This window comes from uncultured Shewanella sp. (assembly GCF_947491715.1).
Taxonomy (GTDB): domain Bacteria; phylum Pseudomonadota; class Gammaproteobacteria; order Enterobacterales; family Shewanellaceae; genus Shewanella.
Genome location: NZ_CANLKR010000007.1, coordinates 121,210 through 144,703, shown reverse-complemented (window position 1 = coordinate 144,703; position 23,494 = coordinate 121,210). Strand labels below are relative to the sequence as shown.

Genomic DNA, 23,494 nt, shown 5'->3' with positions numbered 1-23,494 from the left:
TTCAATAATGCGCCTTGAATTAAGCCTTTTTACGGGCTCTGAAAACATGCACTTTCAAGTGGTTTGGGTATATATCACTTTTTCCCAAATAGCATCAAGATAAGATTGAGTGGTTAATGCATCATGTTGGTATTTTTTCATGTCAGTCATATTATGGGTCTGTATGAGTGTTGAAAATCGTTCAATCATCAAGGTTTGAGCGGGTTTATCAGCATTGTTAATTTGGATATTTGAGTGTTCAGGAGTGGTAAAGGTCGCTTTGTGAATATACCGAGTATCGGTTTGTGATTGAAAAGGAAAACTATTACGCCAGTCGAAGGCAAAGTCATCCATAGAAAGGCTGCCGTCAAGCCCTATCAAATGAAAGTCCATAGCACCTGAGCGACAAGTAAAACCGGTATCGAATGAGGATGTTTCGCCACTGGTGAAACTCATAAAGCCTGATAATCGAATAATGGTATTTGTCGCTTTGTCCCGCTCAGTATGTACACATAGCTGAGCCATTTTTCCTTGAGGCTTGAGGTATTGTGTAATGGCTCGCATTGAATACCAAGTGAGATCGCCTAATGTGCCGGTTGGCTCTAATTGATGGTTAAAGCGAATATTATTTTTATCTGTATTGGGGAAGTAACAAGAAGTATATAGAGATTGAGGTTTTCCAACTAATTGATCTAGATGCTCATTGATATGAAGGGTTCTCGGGTGATGAACAAAGTGAGTGGCGTCCATAATCATCACTTGATATTTGTCCGCTTCCTTGAGCATTTTTTGTAAAGAAGCTGCATTGAGTAGGGGTTTATCAATTAAAATATGTTTGCCTGCTTGAATACCTTTGAGGGCAATGGCTTCTTTTGCGGTTGTTGGGGTAGCAATGTAAAGTACGTCGATAGTCTCATTGCATAATATCGGTGTAAGACCGACTACAGGAGTGACATTTGAAAATTGGTCTGCAAACTGTTGTGCTTTTTCTAAAGTACGGCTGGATACAGCCATGAGGTTAGCATTATCGGCAATACTTAGGGCTTTTGCTATGATGTTTGCAATGAACCCTGTTCCTATAATGGCAAAATGACATTGAAGCATTGCTTGCTCTGTATTTCAGTGAATGACTCCGTAAACTATAGATAATTTTTGATGCTTTTAATGGAATAATGAATGTGTTGAATTATATTGAACCTGTATTAAGTTTAAGCGCCTTTTCTGAGTGGCTGTTTTTAACGGTTTTAATGGAATAATGAATGTGTTGAATTATATTGAACCTGTATTTAGGCCGCCTTCTGAGTGGCAATCCCTTATCTTACAAGTGACCAATGGTTGTAGTTGGAATCAATGTCGTTTTTGCGATATGTATACTGCGCCGCAGAAAAAATTTCGTGCACAAAAAATAGATAATATTGAGCAAGATATTATCAAAGCGGCTAAAAGTGGTCATGAATTTCGCCGTATATTTTTAGCTGATGGTGATGCCATGACATTACCTTTTAAACGGTTAGAAGCTATTTGCTTATTGATTAAAAAGCATTTACCACAAGTCACGCGGATCAGCAGCTATTGTTTACCCCGTAACATCAATAATAAAACCATTGAAGAACTGACCCGCTTAAAGTCGTTGGGTTTATCACTCTTTTATGTGGGGTGCGAAAGTGGTGATGATGAGGTGCTAAGCTTGGTTGATAAAGGCGAGACTTTTGACAGTTCTTTAGCGGCGTTAAATAAGATGAAGGCGGCTGGTATGAAGTCTTCTGTGATGATTTTAAATGGGTTAGGTGGCGTAACCTTATCACAGCAGCATGCGATGGGTTCGGCAAAGTTAATGAATGCGGCCCAGCCTGATTATTTGTCGACATTGGTTGTCTCCTTTCCCCTTGGGCAAAAGCGTATGGATGATAGCTTTGAAGGAGGGTTTCAATTGCCTGATCAACAAGGGTTGTTTGAAGAGATGTTGACTCTAGTGGAGCACCTTGAATTGGAAAAAACCATTTTCCGCTCTGATCATGCATCAAACTATTTAGTCCTTAAAGGGGTGTTAGGCAAAGATAAGTCGACTTTTATTGGGCAAATTAATGCTGCTTTATCTCGACCTGAAACAATTGAACTACGCCAAGAGTGGCAACGTGGCTTATAGTGAAAGTGTGGTTTAATGTGTATTGGTTCTAACAAGGGCAGCTTTTCCATTAAATGAAGCTTTATTTAAAGGGGGTTTATTCATCATAAATAACCAAGCGCTTTTTCCGTTAAAAGGTGGCTTTACTTGTTGATTATTATTTAAAAGTAACCTGAAGCTATCTTTTTAACACACTAGTGTTGTTTGTTTATTACATTTACTTTTCATTTTTAGTCAAATAATGTGATATATTCGATGTTTTTTGCTTTGAAGCTGGATTAAAGTCAAGGCGATGATAGATTTTTAATCAAAATTGAAAGAGGGTTTCACAATGGCTGATGTATTTCATTTAGGCTTAACCAAAGAGATGCTGGATGGCGCGAGTTTAGCGATTGTGCCGGGCGATCCTGAAAGGGTTAAACGTATTGCCGAACTTATGGATAACGCCACATTTTTAGCAAGTCATCGAGAATATACCAGTTATCTTGCTTATATTGATGGTTTAGCTGTTGTTATTTGCTCAACGGGGATCGGCGGCCCTTCTACTTCTATTGCAGTTGAAGAACTGGCGCAATTAGGCGTGAATACTTTTTTACGCATCGGTACCACTGGAGCTATTCAGCCTCACGTTAACGTGGGCGATGTGATTGTTACGCAAGCATCCGTGCGCTTAGACGGTGCAAGCTTGCATTTTGCCCCCATGGAATACCCTGCGGTTGCAAATTTTGAGTGTACAACTGCCATGGTCGCCGCAACACGTGAAGCAGGTTTAGAACCTCATATTGGTATCACAGCGTCTTCAGATACCTTCTATCCAGGTCAAGAGCGTTATGATACGGTATCAGGTCGAGTAAGACGTCATTTTGTGGGATCGATGCAAGAGTGGCAAGAGTTAGGTGTGCTTAACTATGAAATGGAATCGGCGACTTTATTTACCATGTGTGCCTCTCAAGGTTGGCGTGCAGCTTGTGTGGCGGGTGTTATCGTTAACCGTACCCAGCAAGAAATTCCAGATGAAGCTGTGATGAAAAAGACAGAATCAAATGCCATTTCCATTGTTGTGGATGCTGCTAGAAAACTATTGAAATAACCTTTTTATTTAAAAGCACTGCTAATGAATGATTGGCAGTGCTTTTTAATGTCAGCTAGAAATTAAAAATGGTATTTAGCGATCACTGAATAGGTATTTTGATCTATACCATCAACGCCATATTTGTTTTTCCAATAATCGTATTCAATGCCGACTAAGAATTTATTTTTAGGCTGGCTGGCGAATAGCACTCGTCCTAAATCATATTTAAGTTGTGGATTAAAATGGAAATTCTCTTCATAGCCATCATTATCTGTTTGAAAAACCCAATCAATAAAGCCATCAAAAACAATCGCGGAGTCGCCGACAGGAAAATCCATTCTAAAAACGGGAGTGAGCTGCCAACCATCACTGTTATTGTCATTGTTTAATGCTTGTCTACGGTAACTATTTAGGCTGAAATAGGTAAAATAGGGCAGTTTGAAGTCCATGCCGATACCATAAAGAAAGCTGTCTACAGGCCCGTCACCTTCTTCAAGTGTTAAGGCAAGAGAAAAGTCGGTTATAGCACCGACACTGAAATCTTGTCCGAAAATTTTACTAGCGCTAAAACGAGGGGATATTTCTCCATAGTTGGTGCTATTGATGTTACTTGGTGCGCCAGTGAAATAGGTAAAGTCTTGAAAGGTAAACCAGTCGCCGTATTTCCATTCCCCTGCCGTCTCGATAGTGAGGGTGGCTTGTTCTTCTGATGTGGCAAGATCGTAGTTTTTTCCATAAAGGCCAGTGGCACTAATATCCCACCATTTAATTAAGTCATCGGCTGCCACCGTTGGTGAGGATAATAAGGCCAAATAAAGCCATTTATTTTTCATATCAAACCCTTTTTATAAGCAGTATGTTACTGCAGAACGTCATATCATGCCCATCGGTATTGATGGTAAATAATGGAAGTGGAATATAGGATGATGAGCGTTAGATTTCAAAGGCTTTGTTGTTTTTTTTATGTAAATTGAGACATTAATGATATGTTTATGTATTCAAAATGCTTACCTTTTTGATTTTGTGACTATTTATTTACAATATCGATTTTCGATTAAAGTCAGACTTGTACTGGGTTAAATGGAAGAGGCTGACATAAAAACGCATACTCTAATGACATAATATGTCGCAAATTATAGACTAAACTGATATAGTCAATAGTGTAATATTTATTCGGCGGGAGGGAGTATGTCGTTTTCAAATCCGATTGTTATCTGGGCGTGTATTGGTCTTATATTAATGTTGGCAGAGATCATTATTCCAGGCGGAATTGTTATTTTACTCGGTGCAGCTTGTTTGATTGTTGTAGGAGCATTAGCGCTAGGTGTTGTCGAAGGCCTAGTTCAAAGCATAACACTTTGGTTTATCGCATCTATGGTATTACTTTTAGGGTTTCGGCAAGTAACTCAAAGGCTTATCGGTGGATATTCACATGTTGACAATACCGATGAAGAACTTGATATTTATAATAAAGTGGCGATTGTGATCCAAACGATTGGCCCTGGGCAACAAGGCGGTAGAATAGCGTTTCAAGGATCACAGTGGTCAGCCTTAGGAGACGGCACAGAAATCGCGGTTGGAACAAAAGTTAGAATTATTTGCCGGGATAATATTGGGTTAGTTGTTGAACCCTTAATCGACTCCCAAGATAGTGAGTTATCAGATTAATAAGGGAAGCATTATGTTTATTTTCACGCTCGTTGTACTCGTTATTTTCTTTATTTTATATAAATTATTGTTAATTGTTCCTATGCGAGAAGTCAATGTGATTGAACGTCTAGGGAAGTTTAGAACCGTATTACAGCCCGGATTTCATTTTCTCATTCCTTTTTTTGATCGCGTGGCGTACAGGCACGAAATTCGCGAACAAGTATTGGATGTTCCCCCTCAAAGTTGCATTTCTAAAGATAATACCCAACTTGAAGTCGATGGCTTAGTGTATTTAAAAGTCATGGATGGCAAATTAGCCAGCTATGGGATTGAGAATTATCGGCGCGCGGCGGTGAATCTAGCACAAACCACCATGCGCTCCGAGATTGGTAAATTGACTCTGAGTCAAACGTTTTCCGAGCGAGACAGTTTAAATGAATCAATTGTGAGAGAAATTGATAAAGCCTCCGATCCATGGGGTATTAAGGTGTTACGTTATGAGATCCGAAACATCACCCCATCACGAAAAGTTATTCATACACTCGAAAAACAAATGGAAGCAGAAAGGCGCAAGCGGGCTGAAATTACCTTAGCCAATGCAGAAAAAGCAGCAATGATAAATGTGTCTGAAGGAGAGCGACAAGAAGCGATTAACTTATCTCAAGGCGAAAAGCAAAAACGGATAAATGAAGCAAAAGGCACGGCGCAAGAAATAGCGATCATTGCCAAAGCGAAATCTGAAGGTATGGCATTAGTTTCGGCGGCATTAGCGTTAGAAGGGGGCCATGATGCAATGAATATGCAACTAAAAGAGCAATTCATTGGTCAAGTAGGTGACATTCTTGAAAATGCAGATATATCGGTAGTACCAGCAGAAATGGCCAAACTGGAAGGTTTTTTTGAAGGAATGGAACAAGTGACTCATGGCGTAAAAGCCAATGCAATGAAAGGAGAGCGCTCATGATGATAGCCGGTTTTAATACAGATATTATTGTGATGGCCATTTGGGGCATCATTTTTATTGTTTTCCTGATTAAGTTATTCCAATCTATTCGTTTGGTGCCGACTAAGTCCGCTTATATTGTTGAACGTTTAGGCAAATATCATGCGACCTTAGATGCTGGATTTCATGCATTAGTGCCTTTTATTGATAAAGTGGCTTATATTCATGATTTAAAAGAAGAGACCATTGATGTACCACCCCAAGAGTGCTTTTCCAGTGATGAAGTCAATGTGGAGGTCGATGGAGTGATGTATATTTCTGTGGTGGATCCGGTCAAATCTAGCTACGGTGTTACCGATTATCGTTATGCGGCGATCCAGCTTGCGCAAACAACCACACGTTCTGTGATTGGTACCTTAGATTTGGATAGAACGTTTGAAGAAAGGGATGTGATCAGTGCGAAAGTGGTAGAAGTGCTCGATCAAGCTGGAGCAATGTGGGGGATCAGAGTGCACCGTTATGAAATTAAAAACATTTCGCCACCAGAAACGGTTAAAAATGCCATGGAAATGCAAGTGAATGCAGAGCGTGAACGTCGTGCATTATTGGCAAAAAGTGAAGGGGATAAACAAAGTAAAATTAATCGTTCTGAAGGGATTAAAACCGAGATCATTAATCACTCTGAAGGTGAAATGCAGCGCCGGATAAATGAAGCGGAAGGTAAAGCCGAAGAAATTATTACCATAGCGCGTGCAACAGCAGAATCCATTGAGCGGATCGCGACAGTGATCGCAGCTCCTGGCGGTAAGAATGTGGTAAGAATGCAGTTAGGATCGCAATATTTAAAACAATTTAAAGGGTTAAATGGCAGTACGAGTAGGGTTATTTTACCGGGTAATTTAATGGATTTTGAGCATTGGATGAACAGTGTTGGCTTGGAAGATTCTTCTAAAAAGAACTAGTTAAAAGCAATTTACCTGCTGCTAGTATTATGTTGCTGACAGCAGGTATGATGAGATCGCTTTTTAATTAAAGGCGTTCTTGAGTTGTTTGGTCACGTTATTGTTACCCGTTACGGATTTATCGTGGATAAATTCATTACGAATTTCTACCGAGAAACTGCCTCCAGCCTCCCATCTTGTTTTTGGCTGATAACCGAAAAGTTGCACAAAACTGGTAATAGAATCCGTAAATAATCCTCCCACTTTAATTCGATTAGAGAAGATTGCACCACCGCCAATGGAGGCTTTAGCGACAGGTGAGAACAACCAAGCATAATTGACTAATGCTAAGGCTTCACCGACTTGACTACCCGCGACACAGCCATCGATTTGCTCTCCATAGTAAGATCCCAGTAAGCCACCTGCACCGCAACCCACTGAGGCACCAATGACGCTCATGCCAAGACCGACATAAATATCGTCGGTATTTTGTATTGACCAGCTGGCACTGGGACCGGCATAACCAGTAATGAGGATATTGTTAAATGCACCTACACCATAAGGGATGATTTTAGGCACTTCATCGCCAAACATATTGAGGTAATTAAATGAATATAAAGTTTGATCGAAAGTGTATTTTGCCTTGTGTTTCATTTTTTTTGTGTCGTAGGTATTAAAGGTTATTTTTTTACCTGCAATGGTATCGGTGGTCGTGCCATTTTTGATCATTGGAAAGATGAGTGAATGTCCTCTAGCCAGTCCTATTTCGCCGTATAATGTGGCATTTTTTTCTGCATTTGAGTCACCATTTCCAGCACCGACATAGACTTCATCGGCCAAACGTATTTGTAGGAAACCCACGCTACTGACACATTTTTCGCTTTGGCAATTGGAGTAGTAAGTTTTGTCATCCATATAACGAGGGGGCGTATAACGGATTTCTAAAATAGCCGTTGAATCGGCTCCAACTTGCTTGCTTTTAAAGCCGACTTGCATTCTAAAACGCCAACGAAACTTCCAATCTTTTTTGTACATTTGAGTTTGTAAGTCAACCATACTGGGAAAGGTTTCATAATGTAGGTTGCCGCCATCATTGGCTAATGTGAGCGACGTAGATAGATCAGAATCTTGTGGATTAAGGTTTGGAATATCAGCCGTCAAATTATCACTATCGAGCAACACAGCATCAGCAAAGCGGGCTCCAGCTTCTCCTGTGACTTCACAGTTGACTAAAGGCTCATTGGTCATTTTACAGCGCATAAAATTTAAATAGTGGCCTAACTCTTCAGTGTAAACATAGGTTAATTGATCGATATCATCCTGCTCAAGATCCGGCATATTAAAGGAGGTTTGGTTAAGGACAATCATGCCATCATTTTCAGTGGAGAGGAAAACGGCATTACCGTCGTCAAGTTTGTCTGAACTTAAAAAATAGGGAATGCGTCTGTCGATTCCATCTCCTAACACATCAGGTTGAAATAGAGCCTGATTGAGCGCATTTAGCATGTCATCTTGCGCCATAGTCGAAGAGGCTGCATAAAACTTGATGCCAAAGGCATGTTGAACCAGAGCGAGGAAGTTTGCTTTTCTGGTGGCTATTTCTTCACTCGATAAAGAGGGGTCTTGGAAATTAAAGCGTTCAAAGAGCGAGTCGGCAGCGCTATTTGTGCAAATGAGAGGTAAGTCTACTGTACTACAGGCTGTTTCAGGCGCAGCATTATAGCTAATGTCATTAAAGGTATTGAAATCAGTATCTGCGCGCATTTCATCAATTGAGGAGAATTGGCCAAAAAAAGCCTGTTTATTGGCATCATTTTCATTGCTATTTGATTTTTTAAAGCCGATGTGTAATTTTCTAGCAAATTGAATGGCGTTTAAACCTGAGCGGGTATCGAGTAAACCTAGAAAAGCAAAAATATCATCATTATGTTTACCATTGAACATTTGTTTAGTATATCGAATAATTTTTCGAATGGATTTGATGCTATCAATTAAGGCTTGGATCATAGTGACTGCTTGAGTAAAGCACTGACCACTTTGAGCGACTGCGCCAAGTTCATCTCCGTTGGTTCCTGTTTTAACGGCTGTGGTCATGCATTGAGTAAATCCATCTATGATGTTATATGCCATGCCACCAAAGCTTTGGGCTGCTATGACGGTGAGAGAGCCTAAAGTTTGTGGGATTTTAAGGTTATACACATCATTACTAAATTGAGTGATTTTATTGCCCAAGCTTTTAATGGGAACATCGTTTGCTATGGAGACTATGCCATTTGTGAGCGTATTAACACTATTGCTCACACTGCCATTAACCGCTGTTTGTCCCATATCTTTGATGAAATTGAAAGAATCACTAATATAGGGGACTTGAGTTATGGTATTGAGTTTTAGATATTTTGTTATGGGATTATAGGTTTTTGGATTAGCAAAGCTTTTTAAATCTTTTATTAATTTATTGAAAAAACTGGCTTGAGAGTATATTGGAAATATAGCTAAACTCATTATGAGTAAGCTGGTGATTATTTTTTTATATATTACGGGCATGACTTACCCCTTGTCAGAAACAATGATTAAATGTTGAATACAAATTTTTATATATTGTTTTTAATTTAAAGTGGATCTTTTTATTGTTAAGGTTCAGATAAACATGCAGATATAGATTGGTTATTACTGTTTCCGTAATGACATAATGATGTGGTATTGAACGCTAATACAGAAACATTCATTTTATTTTTAATATTTGATAAGGCATCATCGATAAGTTGTTTGTCACTTGGAATTTTCTTATTTAAACAATAGCCATAGCTTTGCGACAAGCATTCTTTTTCTCCGGAATAAGGATTCGTACTGATGAGCCACCCTTCTCCTGTCTCTCCAGCGACACTTTGCCAATCCCTTGCTAAGTTGTTGAGTTGATTGCACCAGCTGCCTTGCGTATAACCATCACTACCCGATATTTCTGCAAAGGAGACATATCCTGCTGTGGGTGTAAATTCAGATGAAGTACCGCATTGCAACATGACTAGACTGCTAATATTTGCTTCTTCTTTCGAAATAGAATTTGGGAACTCACCTTCATTATCAGTGCTTTGTGCTGGAATACATTGATAACTGCCGTTGCTTGATTGTGCTAAGCAAGCGACTCTATTATCAACTAATGAGTATACGGCTGGGGAACCTATCACACCCGGATATTGCCAGTTATTAGGGATTTCGGCAATGGTGTCTAACCCTGAGATAGGAATGGCGCTAGACACATTAGTCAGTTCTTTAAACTTACCATTATTACGTCTGACTAATTTGGCGTAAATATCGATTTCAAGGTCGAGATTCGTTTCTGTGGTATTAAGTGTTTTACCTTTTAACAGCGTATTTCCTGCAGGAATGTTGAGTGTCATGACACCGTCATAACCCGTCCCTTTGGCATTATCGCGCCATGTATCGAGTTTATTCCATTGAAAAATCTTGATACCGTCAACTGCTACGGCACCAGAGTTATCTTTACTGACTTTGTCATGGCATAAGGACTTAAAATCATCATCACTGCCATAGGTGTTATTTGACCAGAGAATATTGTCTGCAGTTTCTGAATTTGAAGTGACTTCACTGTCATCATCACTTGTCCAGTCAACATTAGCGTAGTCATATCCCCAGTCAATATTTTTATAAATCAGTTTGACTTGATATAGCGCAATACAGACTTTTTGTTTACTACCTGTATTGTCTGAATTAATAAAAAAAGTGATGTTAATGCCTCCATTACCATCGGAAATAGCTTTATCTACACCTAATTCTATTGGAGTTGCATTTGCTTTTAATATAAAACCATAGAGAAAGAGTAGTATTATTATTTTGCTTTTTTTGTTCATTTTTTTATCTCCACTTATTATGTTTATTTTTAGCTTGCTCCTTTATGATGCAAATATGTTTTTAATCTTGGGTAATCTAGTTGTTCTCCCATTTGCATTATTCATATTTATTTACAATATAATTAATCTCTCGTTTATTGACTTTTAGTTCAAGTAATGAGCAATGAAACAGACTGTTCTGCTCTTTTATTTACAATAAATAAATCAAATGATTAATTTAATGAAACTTGGGTGGTTGATATTTGATCATAATTTACATTTGTAGTAATGATAGTATCTATTTGTATCTTGTATTTAGGAAGTGGTCATATAGGGAGTCGGTATTTAAATTATAATTAATCTAAAAGGCCCTATTCTGGATTGATGGTCAGATAGGGGATATTAAGGCATTGATTGGATGGCGTAACACAGTTGAATTTGTCTTAGACCTTAGTTGGCGGGTTGAATGATTGTTTTTTAGAATTTGATTATGAACACGTGATAATGGCGTAAAATGGACTATAAAAGTTATTTACGGGTTCTATTAAACATGAAGATGAATCACCGGTTAAGTGATAAAGTTATTGGAGTAGACTGAAATAACTACGGAAAATAACCGCAATGGGTGAGTAATAAAGGGGGGGAGTGGATTAAATAGGAGTGAGTTAAATAAAGATGTCTCGATGCTCTGTCTGAATGGTTTGAAATCGATGGGTGGCCGACTTAAGAGCGGCTCTATATTTGCTTCACTGAGATCTCAAACCAGTCTCCTAGCTGAGATCTGTCTTTAGTCCACTTCTTGTACTATGACCAGTGGTCGTCAAGGTTGTTGTACTCGTTATCACAGGTATAGAGCGATAAAGAGAGCAAGTAAATAGCAGTTAAGGCGCTTCAGAAAATGTTTTTAATTGCTTAAGAATGTCGCCAAATGATTTGCCTAATCCCAATTTCAGTAATGGTGATAGTAAGATAGCAATGGGCTTAATCTCAGGCGTTGAAATCCAAGTGACTTCGGCTGAAGATGAATTAATTGCTTTAACAGCTATTTTCACCGTATTTTTCTTAACTGGCAATAGTTTAGGTGCATTAAGCGGAGTAAGCTCAAAGGTATAGGATTTGTTTGCTTCATTATAATGAGTAATAACCTCTGATGCTTGAAATCCATTAGGTTTGTTAGTGAACTCACAAATACGTCCTTCAACAGGAGCGTCAGATGACGGTTGATCGGCTGAAATGGCATACGAATGACGAACGGGCCCCATCCATTGATAAACACTATCAAAGTCATGGGCTAAAATTTTCCAAACGTGATCAGCAGATTTGTTTATAACAATGTTTTTTGTAATGATCATGTCGTTATTTCCAATAATGTGACTAAGGTAAGAGGAAGTACATAACGATGGTATTTAAATATCATGTACCAATTGGTTTTCAATCTTGTACCAATTGGTTTATATTGTCAAGATGTACCAATCAGTTTAGTATGGCATGATATTATGTTGTATTTAAGGGGGAAGGATGAGTGGACGTAAGCAATTTGATGAAGATGTCATTCTGGATTGCGCAATGCGAAAGTTTTGGGAAAAGGGCTATACCGCTACTTCGTTAGCTGATTTAGAAGAGGCCACAGGGCTCAATAAGTCGAGTATTTATAATACATTTAAAAGTAAAGAAGGCTTGTATGCTCGTTGTATAGAACGTTTTCGCACAGAATATACCAGTGGCGCGTTAGGGAAACTCGACCACCCTAACTTTAAGATAGCCATGAGTGATTTTTTCGATGTATTACTGGCAGGTTATGACGATCCGTCTTGCCCTAGCGGCTGTATTGCCACCATGGGAGCATTGGAAATGGGGGACAAAGGTAACATTGTTTCTGAACTCATCCTCAATGGTCTTGAAGATATGCTGACTAAAATAGAACAACGTTGTTTAAAGGCGATTGATGACGGGCAACTCGATGCCAAATTTGATTGCAATGAACTAGCTGCAATGATTGTGGCAGTTTGTCGAGGGGTTGTGGTACTTAATATGGGAACCGGTAGTTCTAAAGCTGGTCGTAAAGCCTATGATTGCTTGTTATCGCTGATTACTGCTTAGCGAAAGCACAATAATGATAACCGACTATATTTGATGAATGGTGTCATTTTACATTGTTCAAAAAATGGTTATCTCATGCAAAAAAATAAGACGAGTGATGCACAAGCTCATAAAGTAGCTTTTCTTGCGGGCACTGGAGGGATGTTAGAGTTTTATGACTTTATTTTGTATATTTTATTTTCTGCGCAAATACAAGCGCAGTTTTTCGACTCAATAGAATCAGATTACTTAAAAGATATTGTTACGATAGCTGTATTTTCAGTGGCTTATATTGTTCGTCCCATCGGAGGTTTTCTCGTTGGGTGGATGGGCGATAATATTGGTCGTAAGAAGAGTTTTGCTTTTACGATTTTAGTCATGTCAGCCTGCATGTTGCTCATGGGGATTATGCCCAGCTATGCACAATGGGGAATAGTTGCACCCATTTTATTTATTATTCTCAGGATCATTCAAGGTTTGGCTTTAGGCGGAGAGTTGCCCGGTGCGATTGTTTTTGTTTATGAGTCTGTTGAGCGTAAAGGGATAGCGTTAGGTATTTTGTTCACTATGGTATTTGCAGGCTTTACCTTAGGGGATGTCATGAGTCTCTTTTTTCATTATGCTTTTGGAGATTTGGCTTGGAGAGCCGCTTTTATTAGTGGTTCATTTATTGCGTTGGTGGGGTTCTATATTCGAAGTCACCTGAGCGAGACAAAAATGTTTCTAGCGTTGGAAGAGAAGCAGAAATTTCCGCTTAAAACGATTCTTGAAAATCACAGTCGAGCCTTACTTGCGACAATACTCATTGTTGTGATTGTGGCGTTTGATGGTGTGATGGTGTCCTTATATTTACCTAAATATTTAACCACTCATCTCGGTATTGCTCACGAGTATGTGCGACATATTCTAGTGGGGGTATCGATTGTTGGCTTGGTGGTCATTTTTATTTCAGGCTTCCTTTCTGATTTTGTTGATTATATCAAATTATATAAAGCGGCTGCTTGGTTACTCATGTTCATGAGTTACCCGGCTTATTATTTACTTTCCAAGGGGGTTGAGCACAATGGCTATGTGTTAGCGGGGTTATTGATCGTGGTGGTGATCCCTGCCATTTCTACGGGTATTTTTATGCGCATTATTTGTGATGCCTTTTCGACTTCAGTGCGCTTCTCTGGCGTGGCCATGGCCTATAATTTGTCTTTTGCGTTAGTTGGGGGGATTGCGCCTTTATTATCAGAAGTGAGCATAAAATTAATGGGACCAGTATCGGGCGCCGCAGTGATTGGTGTCATCTGTGCGATTTTGACCTTAATCGGGATTTTTTTGTTGCACCCAAAGGCCTTACGTCCTCAAGTAGAGGAGTAATACCTTGCTTTAACGTTATTAAAAACAATGAACAAAAAAATTCCCGACACGATGAACAGTGATAACGAGCCTTTTCAGTGGTAGGTTTTTTATTATGAAAAGGCATCATGTAAAAGCCATCATAAACCTACCTATTTTTTCTTGTATTGCTTCATTTTTATCAGCGGTTTACTTTAGTAATTAACGATTTTACAACAATGGGTTGGGAGTGTATTCTAGCTGCATAAAATCAAGCAGTCTGGAAGATCATCCTGCTGCTGTTGAATAAGTTGTTAGATGAGTATTAATATGGACTTTAAAAAAAGCTTGCTAGATGCTCTTCAAGGTGAAGACGATTTAGGTGTGGTCGTTCGTTCACATATCGTCGTTGAGCTGTATCTCAATAGCTTAATTGAATTATCAATGATTAGTATTAAACATTTTAAAAAAATAAAACTTGATTACCATGATACGGTGAAACTAGCTGTCGCACTTGGTTTGAACCAAAGGTTTGAACAGCCACTTAATTCACTTGGCACTCTTAGAAACGATTTTGCACACAACTTACGATCTGAGATTTCTAAACAGGATGTAAATAACTTGTATAAATCACTAAGTCAAGATGACAAGAAGACATTGCAAGAGTCTCTAAATAAAACTCGAAATAAGTTGCCAGAGGATAATATACCTCCATTTAAAGACCTTGAGCCAAAAGATAAATATATTGCAAATGTAATTGAAATCTGTGCAGCACTAGAAACTATTTGTCGCTCAACACCTAACAATGTAAGCAAAAACGACGCGGGAAACCGAGCATATTCTTGAGACGTTAAATGGATAGCCACATGTATCACGTAATTGTAATGAAGCATATTGCAAAAAATGAAGACGAAGATAATTTTGAGGGTAAACAATTTTATTACCACTTATCTTTGCCATTTCCACCGTATGTAGGGCTAACTATTTCAACGTCAGGGTGGTTTTCAGGAACAATTGAATCTGTTGATTGGACTCAGAATGAACTTTCTGGGCAGAAATATTTTACTTGTCGCGTAACTGGAGAAAAGCCATTTTATAGTAATGGTGATTATTTTTCATATGAGGGTCTATGTGAAACTGCATTGCAAAGGTTCTGGAAACCCTATACGAGAGAGGCAATAGGTCTAATCAATAAGATCACCATAGTTGACAGAAATCTTCCTCAATAAGACATAGATAACTTCCCCAAATCCGCCCTTATTTACCATACTAACGAAAGCGAAACGCGGCTTTGGTACTCAGTTAACCTTCATGCTTTAAGCCTTAAAAACAACGCTTTTTTTGCGCGTTTTCTTGTCGTTTCGAGTTAATAAGCTGTCTCTTTTCGTGTAAGCGTTTAGGCGGGGCACTTTTTACCGCTTCCCCACTCTTTATTTTTCATCCATAGGGGCAGTTTGCCCCACTTATATGTGATCTGTCTCAGAGCATGATCTGTTTAAGGGACCTTGGTTGAGGGCTGAGGGTTGAGGGTTGATGTTCAATTTGGGTTGAGTTTGCTGAGATAAGCATGGGCATAATCATGGACCATCATGTGCCATCTTAAATCTCGGATCGGATCTGAGCTGTAGCCAAGCCAATTGGTAAATTTCATGGGGGTCCAGTGTTTAAATTGGTCGTCACCGGTGAGTTTCGCGAGTGATACCATGATGCTTTCATCAAATTGCAAGGAGGTGATTGCTCGTTCTATTTCTCTGTCAGTGAAAAACAGCGCCATAAAAATGCCCATAATATAGAGTGAGGTATCCATATCCAGATTGATCAGGCGTTTTCGGTGGGGCTCAACATCAATATTGTCAATGCTCAGCATAGAGAAATCGAGTTTATTCAGTGGCACTTGTTGGCTGACATTCGCGCTATGGGAGTGACCCAGATCCAATATTAAATTATAGAGATTGATATCATGTAATTTAATGGCATTCACACCGTTATGATTGCCCAGTTGATCAATTGTCGTTGGTTTCAAGTCGACTTCGTGAACATCATCGCCCTTGCTGTTTCTGGCTAGAAAATTTATCAGGTTCGCTTCGGTGTGAAAGTGCTGAAGAAAGTAATAGGCCGCTTCCGGTGATACCATGTGATTAATAAACCAGACGCCCAATTTATTCAGTAAATATTCGGATCCCAGAAAAGGCAATACTCGCTTAATGCACATGATGATGACAATCAGGATCTTTGACATAAAACGGATCAAGGGATACAGATAGCGTCGAGTCGGTCTTTGTAAGTCAATGTTTTGCCTGTGTTGGTTATCCGGTTCAATATTAATATGAGGGGCCAGAACAAAGGCGTCGAAATGATCCGGGTTTTGCCTGTTACGTGGACGCTTATTGTGTTGTTTGTTTGGCGTATCAGGATCAATCGTCACATGAGGCGGTAAAATAACCTCATCAAAATAGCTCGAATTCTGTCTATTATGCGCAGTCATAATGATGCTCCTTTTCTCTTTTTCGTGCTAGAAGTTATCTAACTCTTCTAATTGCAGTGCATAGAGACGAGCAACCACTTTGGCACATTTCACCATTTTGACGGCCACTTCTTCGGTGATAAAAGGTGAGGTTAATATTTTTAAGAGGTTTTCATAATGATCTTCATCTGCTTTGCCGTGGTAATACAAAAAACCAATGTCTTCAATGGGCATTGATAAAGCTTTGCTAATACTGTGTGCCCATAACCCAGCTTTTTTTGTGCCCATGCCTTCTATGATAAAGGTGGCACCAAAAGCGTGGACGGGATTGGTCTGAGAGGCTTGAGCAAAAATATAGGCGTGTAATGCTTCAGAGCCAATATTTTTTTCTGCTGTTTGAATTGTCGAAAGGGCCCCGCCGACTTTGACATAATCCTGCTCAAGCATAGTGAAGTCTTTATGTTCGGCTGCCGAATGCGCAATTAACGCATTACGTAATAAAGTATGACTATCGTCCATGCTACTGGCTGCGCGAGAAATCCAGCGGGACCCTTCTTTTACTTGTTGGCGCATATTGAGTAAATAGGATTGGTACTCTTGTAGTGATAGGTGTTGATTTTCAATTTTTTGGACAATATCTATGGTGTTAAGTTTTTCCTCAAAGTCGCACCAGACAGCCCCTAAGGCTAAGCCCAGCCATTCAAAAACGGGATTGCCAAGATTGGCCATGCGATCGCCAAGAGGCGATGTGGCATAAATGGTTTCAACGCTATAGGGGGTATTAATTTCGTGAAGCATGCTGTTATGTCCTTATTATTGAGGTGCGATTGCGGTAAGTTGGGCATAGCTGACTGAGAAGCGACCAGATTCAGGGATCATCAGGAGGATTTTTTCATTGGGCTGAAATAAACCTTGCCTCAATGCGTCATCCAGCATGATGTAAATACTGGCGGAACCTGTGTTTCCTTTGTGCTTGAGATTGGTAAACCATTTGTCTTTATCTATGCCAATACCGTGTTCTTGCATACTGTTGTAGAGTTTATCAATGAAGAAATAAGAGCTAATATGCGGCAAGTAATGATCGATAGCTTCGTTATTCAACATGCCTCGTTGTTTAAGCGTCTTTGCTGCGTCAACAGTAATGGGGACTATGTTATCGGCAAGTAGCCTCACATCTTGACGAAGGAGTAATTTCCCCTTGGCTTCGGCCGCCGCAATGCTCTCTTCCCAAAGCCAAGAATGATTGACCTGCATATTTGTCGTTTGATCTGTTCCAAGGTACATACAGGTATCAAGCTCGTTGGCATAGGAGAAGGTTTCCATCCAATCTAGGCGTAGAGACAGATTGATTTTAGAAGGGGTATTTTCCATGATGACAGCACCAGCCCCGTCGGACAGCATCCAACGTAGAAAGTCGGCGTTAAAATATTGAAAGCCCTCTTCAGCGTCTTTTCTGGTTGGGGCTAGCTGACTTTCCTGAGCAAAGCGACTGCCGCGCATAAAGCTGGAAGGGCGCTCAGAAGCCACTGAAACCACTTTTTGATGTTGGCCAATTCTTATTGTGTTACTGGCCGCTTTCATGGCTGCTGCACCAGCGCCACATATTCCTGCACAACTTAAAATATCCAGTGGATTGCCCCCCAGTCTACCTTGGATCATACTGGCAAATCCGGGTGCCAATATGTCAGGCATAGTGGTTCCTGCAGCAATCATTTGTAGCTCTTCTTTTTGATCTTGCCCCCTTTTTAGCGCTGCGATAATCGCATTAACCGCAAGCTCTTCATTTAAGTGGGTGGGTTGACCTTGATGATTAAGTGCGTAGTGACGATGCTCAATGCCATTTGAGCGTAAAATACTGTCTTTATACTGGCTAGGCTGATCATTGACTAAGCCGAGTATGTCTTCCATTTGTTCGTTATTAATCGCAGGACCAGGTAAATAGGATCCCGTTGATGTGATGTATACATTATTGAGCTTGTAAGGCATATGAGTCATCTCCTAATTCAGCGTTCTTAAATAGCAAAGTTGGGTGCGTTGAATGATATGAGTTAGGAGGCTTTGTTTTTAGAAAACAAGGTGTCACATTGGAGACGTAGCTATGATTTGATTGATTAATACTCGAGTGCATATTGAAATAATCCGTTAAATACAGGGTCCTTTTACCTTATTCTTTTAATCGTTACTTAAGTAAAAGAATAAATGTTAACCTACACCTTAGTTAATATTTATTCACCTTTAACGGTATTTTTTTGTTTATAATTAGAGCGAGATCATGCTTTTTCATAAAGCATGATCTTGCTCTAAAAAGTGATTAACTTTCTTTATTATTGATAGAATTCAATATGTAAATAAAAGGCTGCATAGCAAAAAAAATCAAAGATCGCTTTTTTTGCTATTTTGTAATGGTTTGTATTTTCTCTTTTTATTTAAATTAAACAGCACTGCATATGACTTTTTACTCTGTTTTATTGCATGTTTAGTGTTTTCTTGTCATTGATGTTTATTAATCGTGCCATTTTTTGAAAATCAGCGACGTATTAATGCCGCCAAAGGCAAAATTGTTACTCATGACATAGTCGGTGTCGATAAAGCGAATATCATCTTTAATGTAATCTAAATCGCCGCAAGCGGGATCAATCTGGGTTAAGTTAAGCGTAGGTGCAAACCAGCCTTCATTCATCATTTCAATACTCAGCCAAGATTCCAAAGCACCACAAGCACCTAATGTATGACCGGTATAACTTTTCAGTGATGAAATGGCTTGTGTTTCTCCAAAAACAGCTTGTGTCGCCTGAGTCTCGGCAATATCGCCTCGCTCTGTGGCAGTGCCATGAGCGTTGACGTATCCAATGGCATTGGGAGTGAGTTGAGCATCTTTTATGGCTAAGCGTATGGCCGTTTCCATGGTATCACTATTGGGTTGAGTGACATGCTGCCCGTCTGAGTTAGTGCCAAAGCCCACCAGTTCAGCATAAATTTTCGCGCCGCGATTCTGAGCGTGTTCCAGTTCTTCTAAAATGAGCGTACAAGCCCCTTCACCTATGACTAAACCATCACGATGCTGATCAAAAGGACTGGGTGTGGTGTTAGGCGCATCATTTTTTGTGCTGGTGGCAAAAAGGGTGTCAAAGACAACCGCTTCGGTTGGACACAATTCTTCTGCACCACCGGCAAGCATCAGGGTTTGTTGGCCATATTTTATGGCTTCATAGGCATAACCAATGCCTTGGCTCCCCGAGGTACAGGCGCTACTTGTGGTATGAATACGGCCTTTAAGGCCAAAGTAAACGCCTAAATTAACGGCTGTGGTATGCGCCATCATGCGAATGTAGCTAGTGGCGGTGACACCCGACATATCACCGGTATCAAGCATTTTGCTGAAGCCGAGTAAGGGATCGGTACTGCCTGTTGATGAGCCATAGGCAACGCCCATTTGTCCTGATGTAATGACGGGATCGTCCAATAGGTTTGCATCAATTAACGCCAGTTCACTGGCTCTCGTGGCCATGAGTGATACTCGACCCATAGAGCGAATTTTTTTACGCGAGTAGTGCTTTGGCACTTCAAAGTCAGTGACAGGGCCAGCTAAACGGGTATGTAGGCCATCAAATTTATCCCATTCATCCATTTTAACAATGCAATTTTGTTTCTTTTTTAAGTTCGTGGCGATGGTATTCCAGTTCTGTCCTAATGACGATATCCCTGCCATGCCAGTGATCACAACGCGACGATGGGGTGAAGGTGTCACTGGGCTGAGCGTTTGAGGGGAGCTGAGCGTGTCATGTGCTTCTCTGCCTGATTCTGTATGTGTGTCCATATTAAATCATACCTCCATTAACAGAAATGACTTGTCTAGTAATGTAGGCGGCATCATCGGACAGTAAAAATTGTGCTAAGCCCGCAATTTCTGATGGTTTTCCCATGCGCCTCATTGGAACAATTTCTTTAACTAAATCATCGGAGAAATCGCTCACCATATCGGTTTCAATCAGGCCGGGGGCAATGCAATTCACGGTGATTTTTCGTTTAGCGAGTTCTAAAGACAAGGCTTTAGTTGCACCTATGATCCCCGCTTTTGAGGCACTGTAGTTTACTTGTCCTCGATTACCAGCAATGCCTGAGACTGATGCTAGTGTGATAATACGACCGCCTTTTCGTGTTTGGATCATAGGCATAGTACAAGGATGGATCACATTATAAAAACCATCTAGATTAGTGTGGATCACACTGTCCCATTCACTTTCAGTCATAGCTGGAAAAGCCGTGTCACGTGCAATTCCCGCATTAAGAATAACGCCGTAGTAAGCGCCATGAGAGCTTATATCGGCTTCAATGGCTTGTTTTGCTGCATCGCGATCACTGATGTCAAATTGTAAACAAGTGACTTGAGCCCCTAAAGTTTCAAGTTCCGTGGTCGTGGCATTAGCGGCCTGATGATTGCTATGAAAATGTAGAGCGATATCATAGCCTTGAGTTGCTAATTTCAGTGCGATGGCTTTGCCTATTCCTCGGCTTGATCCTGTGATTAATACGCGTTGCTTCATTTTGCGGTTTCCTGACTATCTTGTGCATTATTTGGAGAGTGATCTGGGGTGGCATCTTGTGGATCTTGAGGTTGAAACACGTTGATATTCGCCTCGGCAATAATGTTATCTTTGTCGATAATTTTGCATTCAAATACCGCTAGCCCAGTGTCTTCCTGATAAAGCCGTGCAACGTGAGTTTGGTAGCTTTTCCCTAATCGGTAGAGTGGGGTATGCAGTTGTAACTTTCGGCTGCCTAATAAAAAACCAATACGAATAATATCATCACGTTCCTTGGCTTCAATGCCCGCTAGCGCTGCTATAGTTTGGGCCATATACTCAATGCCAACATAATTGGGCACCCCCGCTATTGAGGCATCAAAATAAGGACTTTGAGGGGTGATGGTAATTTCTGATACAAGCATATCAGTTTGATATTCGATGACCTTATCAATAAAAATCATTGGGGCATCATGAGGAAGATAATCGGTAACATCATGGCGTTGAATCGTATTCAAGTTAATCATGGTTTGCATTCTCCTCACGAGCATTGTCCTCACGGCTAAAAATTAAGCTTGCATTGCTGCCACCAAACGCAAAAGAATTGCTCATGATATAGCGAAGATTTTTTGGGGTGGGCGCACGTTGATCTACAAAAGGAAGAGAAGGGTTGTTCATATCCACTTGCTCATCCCATAATTGAGGGGGTAATCTACCTTGTGTATTTTCATCGGATAATAACAAATAACAAAATGCCGCCTCGATTGCCCCTGCTGCCCCTAATGTATGGCCTGTTAAAGGCTTAGTCGAGCTTACTTGGGGAAGTTCTGGCTGAAACACTGCCATGATAGCACGACTTTCCATAGCATCGTTTTTTTGAGTGGCGGTGCCATGTAAATTCACATAATCGATTTGATTCGCTTGAATATTGGCATCTTCAATAGCCGCTTGCATAGCGAGAATGGCTCCTCTTCCTTCAGGGTGAGGCGCTGAAATATGGTGTGCATCACTTGACTCACCGACACCTGCTAATTGTATTTTATCCCTCGATGAATGAATGAATGGTTTTTTTTCAAGGGTAAAAAGCGCCGCGCCTTCGCCGATATTGATGCCTTGTCTGTTGGCACTAAAAGGTTGACAAGGCAGATCTGAAATAGATTCTAGAGCATCAAATCCATTTAAGGTTAATTGGCAAAGGCTGTCAGAGCCACCCACGATGACCATGTCACAAAGATCGGCTATTAACAGGCGTCTTGCACTCGCAAAGACTTTAGCACTTGAGGAGCAAGCCGTTGAAATGGTGTAGCACGGCCCCGTTAACGCTAAATACGCTTGCAAGAATTGACTGGTATTGCCTAATTCTTGTAATGCATAGTCATAATTTTCTGGAAAGGCATTTTTTTCTTGGTAAAATTTGAGTGCTTGTTCGCCATTGTCAATCCCTGAGGTGCTGGTGCCCAACACGACGCCTATCCGGTGTTGGCCATATTGTTTTTTAGCAAGGTGAACGGCTGATTCTATTTGTTTTGCAGCACACAATAATATTTGATTATTTCGTGAATGATAATCTGATAGATGCATTGGAATGGTCGGTAAAATAGTCGTGACTTTTCCGACCATAGCGCTTCTGTCAAAGAGCAAGTCTTCTTGTGGTTTGAGTCCACTTTTGCCATCAAGTAAATGCGCTAATACTGTTTTTTTTGTTTGGCCTAAAGGGGTGCACAATCCCAGTTGCGTTATTGCTATCTTTGTCATAGTCGTCTTCATGCTGACAATAGGTCAGCTTATCGATAAGATCACTGCCAGATATGCCTAAATTACCTAGCAATGTGTTTATGTTATTGGCGTGAGCGTTAATGTGAATTCAGCCGTTGGTATACTCAATGTAACACTTGCATTCCAAGGAGAAAGTTGACTGTACTGGATCAGTAATATTGGCACTTCAGTCGCTCCTGCCTGAGTATTATATAACGCTTTACACAGTACTGCATCACATTGCATTTCCTTATTGCAATCAGTTGATTTATCTTGTGAAAAGGGTTTGTTACTCGTGCAAAATCGAGTGGCTTTATTGACTGTTCTTAATTGGGCATTTTGCAAGTAGTGATCCACCTCTGATTGGGGCCAATAAATAAGCTGCAGCATGGCCATTAAATATTCAGCCCTAAATTGTTTACCTAAGAGTATGCTTTGTTCACTGTGAAGAGTGTGACCATCGTAATTTAAGGTGAACAAAGCTTGTCCTAATGGTGCCACACCGACTAATGTGAGATTGTTTGGACTCATATCCATTTGTCCCATTAACTCATGTTGCTGTGTGCCAACTTGAATAGTGATTTTTTGGGTCATACTGTGAGTTTGGTTGAGCAAAGGGGCTAAACAATAGCGGCTATCTTGAGGCAAAGAGACACAGGTTTGCCGTGTGAATGACTGGCTACAAGCGGATAATAGCAGTAAACCTGAAAGGATCACGCATATTCGTATGGCGTTAAACGAAGAAAGCCATTTTGGGCTTTGAATCTTCATTTCCTCTAGTTGTCCCATAGC

22 protein-coding genes are annotated in these 23,494 nt (G+C 40.2%); 9 read left to right on the top strand and 13 right to left on the bottom strand.

Features of this window, described 5'->3' with window-relative positions; all coding sequences use genetic code 11:
- Window positions 1–54: 54 nt before the first annotated feature.
- Window positions 55–1,083, bottom strand: coding sequence for a Gfo/Idh/MocA family oxidoreductase (locus tag Q0779_RS08115; RefSeq protein WP_298771443.1), 1,029 nt, complete (start codon window positions 1,081–1,083; stop codon window positions 55–57).
- A 151-nt stretch (window positions 1,084–1,234) separates the two neighbouring features.
- Here Q0779_RS08115 and Q0779_RS08110 point away from each other — a divergent pair, with 151 nt between their 5' ends.
- Complete coding sequence (locus Q0779_RS08110) at window positions 1,235–2,125, top strand: radical SAM protein (protein ID WP_298771451.1); 891 nt, start codon at window positions 1,235–1,237, stop codon at window positions 2,123–2,125.
- A gap of 310 nt (window positions 2,126–2,435) precedes the next feature.
- Complete coding sequence (gene udp / locus Q0779_RS08105; protein ID WP_298771440.1) at window positions 2,436–3,194, top strand: uridine phosphorylase; 759 nt, start codon at window positions 2,436–2,438, stop codon at window positions 3,192–3,194.
- A gap of 62 nt (window positions 3,195–3,256) precedes the next feature.
- Here the strand turns inward: udp and Q0779_RS08100 are convergent, their stop codons facing one another.
- A complete protein-coding gene (locus tag Q0779_RS08100) occupies window positions 3,257–4,009 on the bottom strand; it encodes an ion channel protein Tsx (protein WP_298771438.1) in 753 nt (250 codons plus the stop codon).
- 355 nt (window positions 4,010–4,364) lie between these two features.
- Here Q0779_RS08100 and Q0779_RS08095 point away from each other — a divergent pair, with 355 nt between their 5' ends.
- Genes Q0779_RS08095 through Q0779_RS08085 form a run of 3 tightly spaced genes read left to right on the top strand, consistent with a single transcriptional unit; the run spans window position 4,365 to window position 6,731 of the window.
- On the top strand, window positions 4,365–4,844 hold the full coding sequence (locus Q0779_RS08095; protein WP_298771435.1) for an NfeD family protein: 480 nt from the start codon (window positions 4,365–4,367) through the stop codon (window positions 4,842–4,844).
- A 13-nt stretch (window positions 4,845–4,857) separates the two neighbouring features.
- Window positions 4,858–5,790, top strand: coding sequence for a slipin family protein (locus tag Q0779_RS08090; RefSeq protein ID WP_298771433.1), 933 nt, complete (start codon window positions 4,858–4,860; stop codon window positions 5,788–5,790).
- Window positions 5,790–6,731 carry a stomatin-like protein gene (locus Q0779_RS08085; protein WP_298771449.1) on the top strand — a complete coding sequence of 314 codons (942 nt, stop codon included), beginning with the start codon at window positions 5,790–5,792 and terminating at the stop codon, window positions 6,729–6,731. Before Q0779_RS08090 ends, Q0779_RS08085 begins: the two co-directional genes overlap by 1 nt.
- Window positions 6,732–6,794: 63 nt before the next feature.
- Here Q0779_RS08085 and Q0779_RS08080 read toward each other — a convergent pair whose 3' ends face one another.
- From Q0779_RS08080 to Q0779_RS08070, 3 genes are all read right to left on the bottom strand, one after another.
- Entirely contained in the window at window positions 6,795–9,254 is a 2,460-nt protein-coding gene (locus Q0779_RS08080) for a hypothetical protein (protein WP_298771431.1), read from the bottom strand.
- An 86-nt stretch (window positions 9,255–9,340) separates the two neighbouring features.
- Entirely contained in the window at window positions 9,341–10,579 is a 1,239-nt protein-coding gene (locus tag Q0779_RS08075) for a hypothetical protein (RefSeq protein ID WP_298771429.1), read from the bottom strand.
- 860 nt (window positions 10,580–11,439) lie between these two features.
- Window positions 11,440–11,910, bottom strand: a complete 471-nt coding sequence (locus Q0779_RS08070; protein WP_298771427.1) for an SRPBCC family protein — start codon at window positions 11,908–11,910, stop codon at window positions 11,440–11,442.
- Between the two features lie 166 nt (window positions 11,911–12,076).
- Here Q0779_RS08070 and Q0779_RS08065 point away from each other — a divergent pair, with 166 nt between their 5' ends.
- From Q0779_RS08065 to Q0779_RS08050, 4 genes are all read left to right on the top strand, one after another.
- Window positions 12,077–12,658 carry a TetR/AcrR family transcriptional regulator gene (locus Q0779_RS08065; RefSeq protein ID WP_298771425.1) on the top strand — a complete coding sequence of 194 codons (582 nt, stop codon included), beginning with the start codon at window positions 12,077–12,079 and terminating at the stop codon, window positions 12,656–12,658.
- A gap of 75 nt (window positions 12,659–12,733) precedes the next feature.
- Entirely contained in the window at window positions 12,734–14,002 is a 1,269-nt protein-coding gene (locus Q0779_RS08060) for an MFS transporter (RefSeq protein WP_298771423.1), read from the top strand.
- A 288-nt stretch (window positions 14,003–14,290) separates the two neighbouring features.
- Entirely contained in the window at window positions 14,291–14,806 is a 516-nt protein-coding gene (locus Q0779_RS08055; protein ID WP_298771421.1) for a hypothetical protein, read from the top strand.
- A gap of 20 nt (window positions 14,807–14,826) precedes the next feature.
- Entirely contained in the window at window positions 14,827–15,189 is a 363-nt protein-coding gene (locus Q0779_RS08050) for a hypothetical protein (protein ID WP_298771417.1), read from the top strand.
- 308 nt (window positions 15,190–15,497) lie between these two features.
- Here the strand turns inward: Q0779_RS08050 and Q0779_RS08045 are convergent, their stop codons facing one another.
- The 8 genes from Q0779_RS08045 to Q0779_RS08010 all read right to left on the bottom strand — a co-directional run bounded on the left by Q0779_RS08045 (window position 15,498) and on the right by Q0779_RS08010 (window position 23,491).
- Window positions 15,498–16,445, bottom strand: coding sequence for a hypothetical protein (locus tag Q0779_RS08045; protein ID WP_298771415.1), 948 nt, complete (start codon window positions 16,443–16,445; stop codon window positions 15,498–15,500).
- A gap of 27 nt (window positions 16,446–16,472) precedes the next feature.
- Complete coding sequence (locus Q0779_RS08040; protein WP_298771413.1) at window positions 16,473–17,222, bottom strand: hypothetical protein; 750 nt, start codon at window positions 17,220–17,222, stop codon at window positions 16,473–16,475.
- A 15-nt stretch (window positions 17,223–17,237) separates the two neighbouring features.
- Window positions 17,238–18,410 carry a 3-oxoacyl-[acyl-carrier-protein] synthase III C-terminal domain-containing protein gene (locus tag Q0779_RS08035; RefSeq protein WP_298771411.1) on the bottom strand — a complete coding sequence of 391 codons (1,173 nt, stop codon included), beginning with the start codon at window positions 18,408–18,410 and terminating at the stop codon, window positions 17,238–17,240.
- A gap of 517 nt (window positions 18,411–18,927) precedes the next feature.
- Window positions 18,928–20,241 carry a beta-ketoacyl-ACP synthase gene (locus Q0779_RS08030; RefSeq protein WP_298771409.1) on the bottom strand — a complete coding sequence of 438 codons (1,314 nt, stop codon included), beginning with the start codon at window positions 20,239–20,241 and terminating at the stop codon, window positions 18,928–18,930.
- A gap of 1 nt (window position 20,242) precedes the next feature.
- Window positions 20,243–20,968, bottom strand: a complete 726-nt coding sequence (locus Q0779_RS08025; RefSeq protein ID WP_298771407.1) for a 3-ketoacyl-ACP reductase FabG2 — start codon at window positions 20,966–20,968, stop codon at window positions 20,243–20,245.
- Window positions 20,965–21,474 (bottom strand): hotdog family protein, encoded by a 510-nt coding sequence (locus Q0779_RS08020; protein WP_298771405.1) that lies wholly within the window; start codon window positions 21,472–21,474, stop codon window positions 20,965–20,967. The genes Q0779_RS08025 and Q0779_RS08020 overlap by 4 nt, the downstream gene beginning before the upstream one ends.
- Complete coding sequence (locus Q0779_RS08015) at window positions 21,467–22,702, bottom strand: beta-ketoacyl-[acyl-carrier-protein] synthase family protein (RefSeq protein ID WP_298771403.1); 1,236 nt, start codon at window positions 22,700–22,702, stop codon at window positions 21,467–21,469. The genes Q0779_RS08020 and Q0779_RS08015 overlap by 8 nt, the downstream gene beginning before the upstream one ends.
- 78 nt (window positions 22,703–22,780) lie before the next feature.
- Entirely contained in the window at window positions 22,781–23,491 is a 711-nt protein-coding gene (locus Q0779_RS08010) for a DUF3261 domain-containing protein (RefSeq protein ID WP_298771401.1), read from the bottom strand.
- Between the last annotated feature and the right edge of the window lie 3 nt (window positions 23,492–23,494).

Coding starts and splice junctions, on each gene's coding strand:
- Q0779_RS08070 (WP_298771427.1), bottom strand. CDS start 11,910: ATGATCATTACAAAAAACATTGTTATAAACAAATCTGCTGATCACGTT.
- Q0779_RS08060 (WP_298771423.1), top strand. CDS start 12,734: ATGCAAAAAAATAAGACGAGTGATGCACAAGCTCATAAAGTAGCTTTT.
- Q0779_RS08055 (WP_298771421.1), top strand. CDS start 14,291: ATGGACTTTAAAAAAAGCTTGCTAGATGCTCTTCAAGGTGAAGACGAT.
- Q0779_RS08040 (WP_298771413.1), bottom strand. CDS start 17,222: ATGCTTCACGAAATTAATACCCCCTATAGCGTTGAAACCATTTATGCC.
- Q0779_RS08020 (WP_298771405.1), bottom strand. CDS start 21,474: ATGATTAACTTGAATACGATTCAACGCCATGATGTTACCGATTATCTT.
- Q0779_RS08085 (WP_298771449.1), top strand. CDS start 5,790: ATGATAGCCGGTTTTAATACAGATATTATTGTGATGGCCATTTGGGGC.
- Q0779_RS08110 (WP_298771451.1), top strand. CDS start 1,235: ATGAATGTGTTGAATTATATTGAACCTGTATTTAGGCCGCCTTCTGAG.
- Q0779_RS08075 (WP_298771429.1), bottom strand. CDS start 10,579: ATGAACAAAAAAAGCAAAATAATAATACTACTCTTTCTCTATGGTTTT.
- Q0779_RS08095 (WP_298771435.1), top strand. CDS start 4,365: ATGTCGTTTTCAAATCCGATTGTTATCTGGGCGTGTATTGGTCTTATA.
- udp (WP_298771440.1), top strand. CDS start 2,436: ATGGCTGATGTATTTCATTTAGGCTTAACCAAAGAGATGCTGGATGGC.
- Q0779_RS08065 (WP_298771425.1), top strand. CDS start 12,077: ATGAGTGGACGTAAGCAATTTGATGAAGATGTCATTCTGGATTGCGCA.
- Q0779_RS08090 (WP_298771433.1), top strand. CDS start 4,858: ATGTTTATTTTCACGCTCGTTGTACTCGTTATTTTCTTTATTTTATAT.
- Q0779_RS08045 (WP_298771415.1), bottom strand. CDS start 16,445: ATGACTGCGCATAATAGACAGAATTCGAGCTATTTTGATGAGGTTATT.
- Q0779_RS08025 (WP_298771407.1), bottom strand. CDS start 20,968: ATGAAGCAACGCGTATTAATCACAGGATCAAGCCGAGGAATAGGCAAA.
- Q0779_RS08100 (WP_298771438.1), bottom strand. CDS start 4,009: ATGAAAAATAAATGGCTTTATTTGGCCTTATTATCCTCACCAACGGTG.
- Q0779_RS08015 (WP_298771403.1), bottom strand. CDS start 22,702: ATGACAAAGATAGCAATAACGCAACTGGGATTGTGCACCCCTTTAGGC.
- Q0779_RS08030 (WP_298771409.1), bottom strand. CDS start 20,241: ATGGACACACATACAGAATCAGGCAGAGAAGCACATGACACGCTCAGC.
- Q0779_RS08050 (WP_298771417.1), top strand. CDS start 14,827: ATGTATCACGTAATTGTAATGAAGCATATTGCAAAAAATGAAGACGAA.
- Q0779_RS08115 (WP_298771443.1), bottom strand. CDS start 1,083: ATGCTTCAATGTCATTTTGCCATTATAGGAACAGGGTTCATTGCAAAC.
- Q0779_RS08010 (WP_298771401.1), bottom strand. CDS start 23,491: ATGGGACAACTAGAGGAAATGAAGATTCAAAGCCCAAAATGGCTTTCT.
- Q0779_RS08080 (WP_298771431.1), bottom strand. CDS start 9,254: ATGCCCGTAATATATAAAAAAATAATCACCAGCTTACTCATAATGAGT.
- Q0779_RS08035 (WP_298771411.1), bottom strand. CDS start 18,410: ATGCCTTACAAGCTCAATAATGTATACATCACATCAACGGGATCCTAT.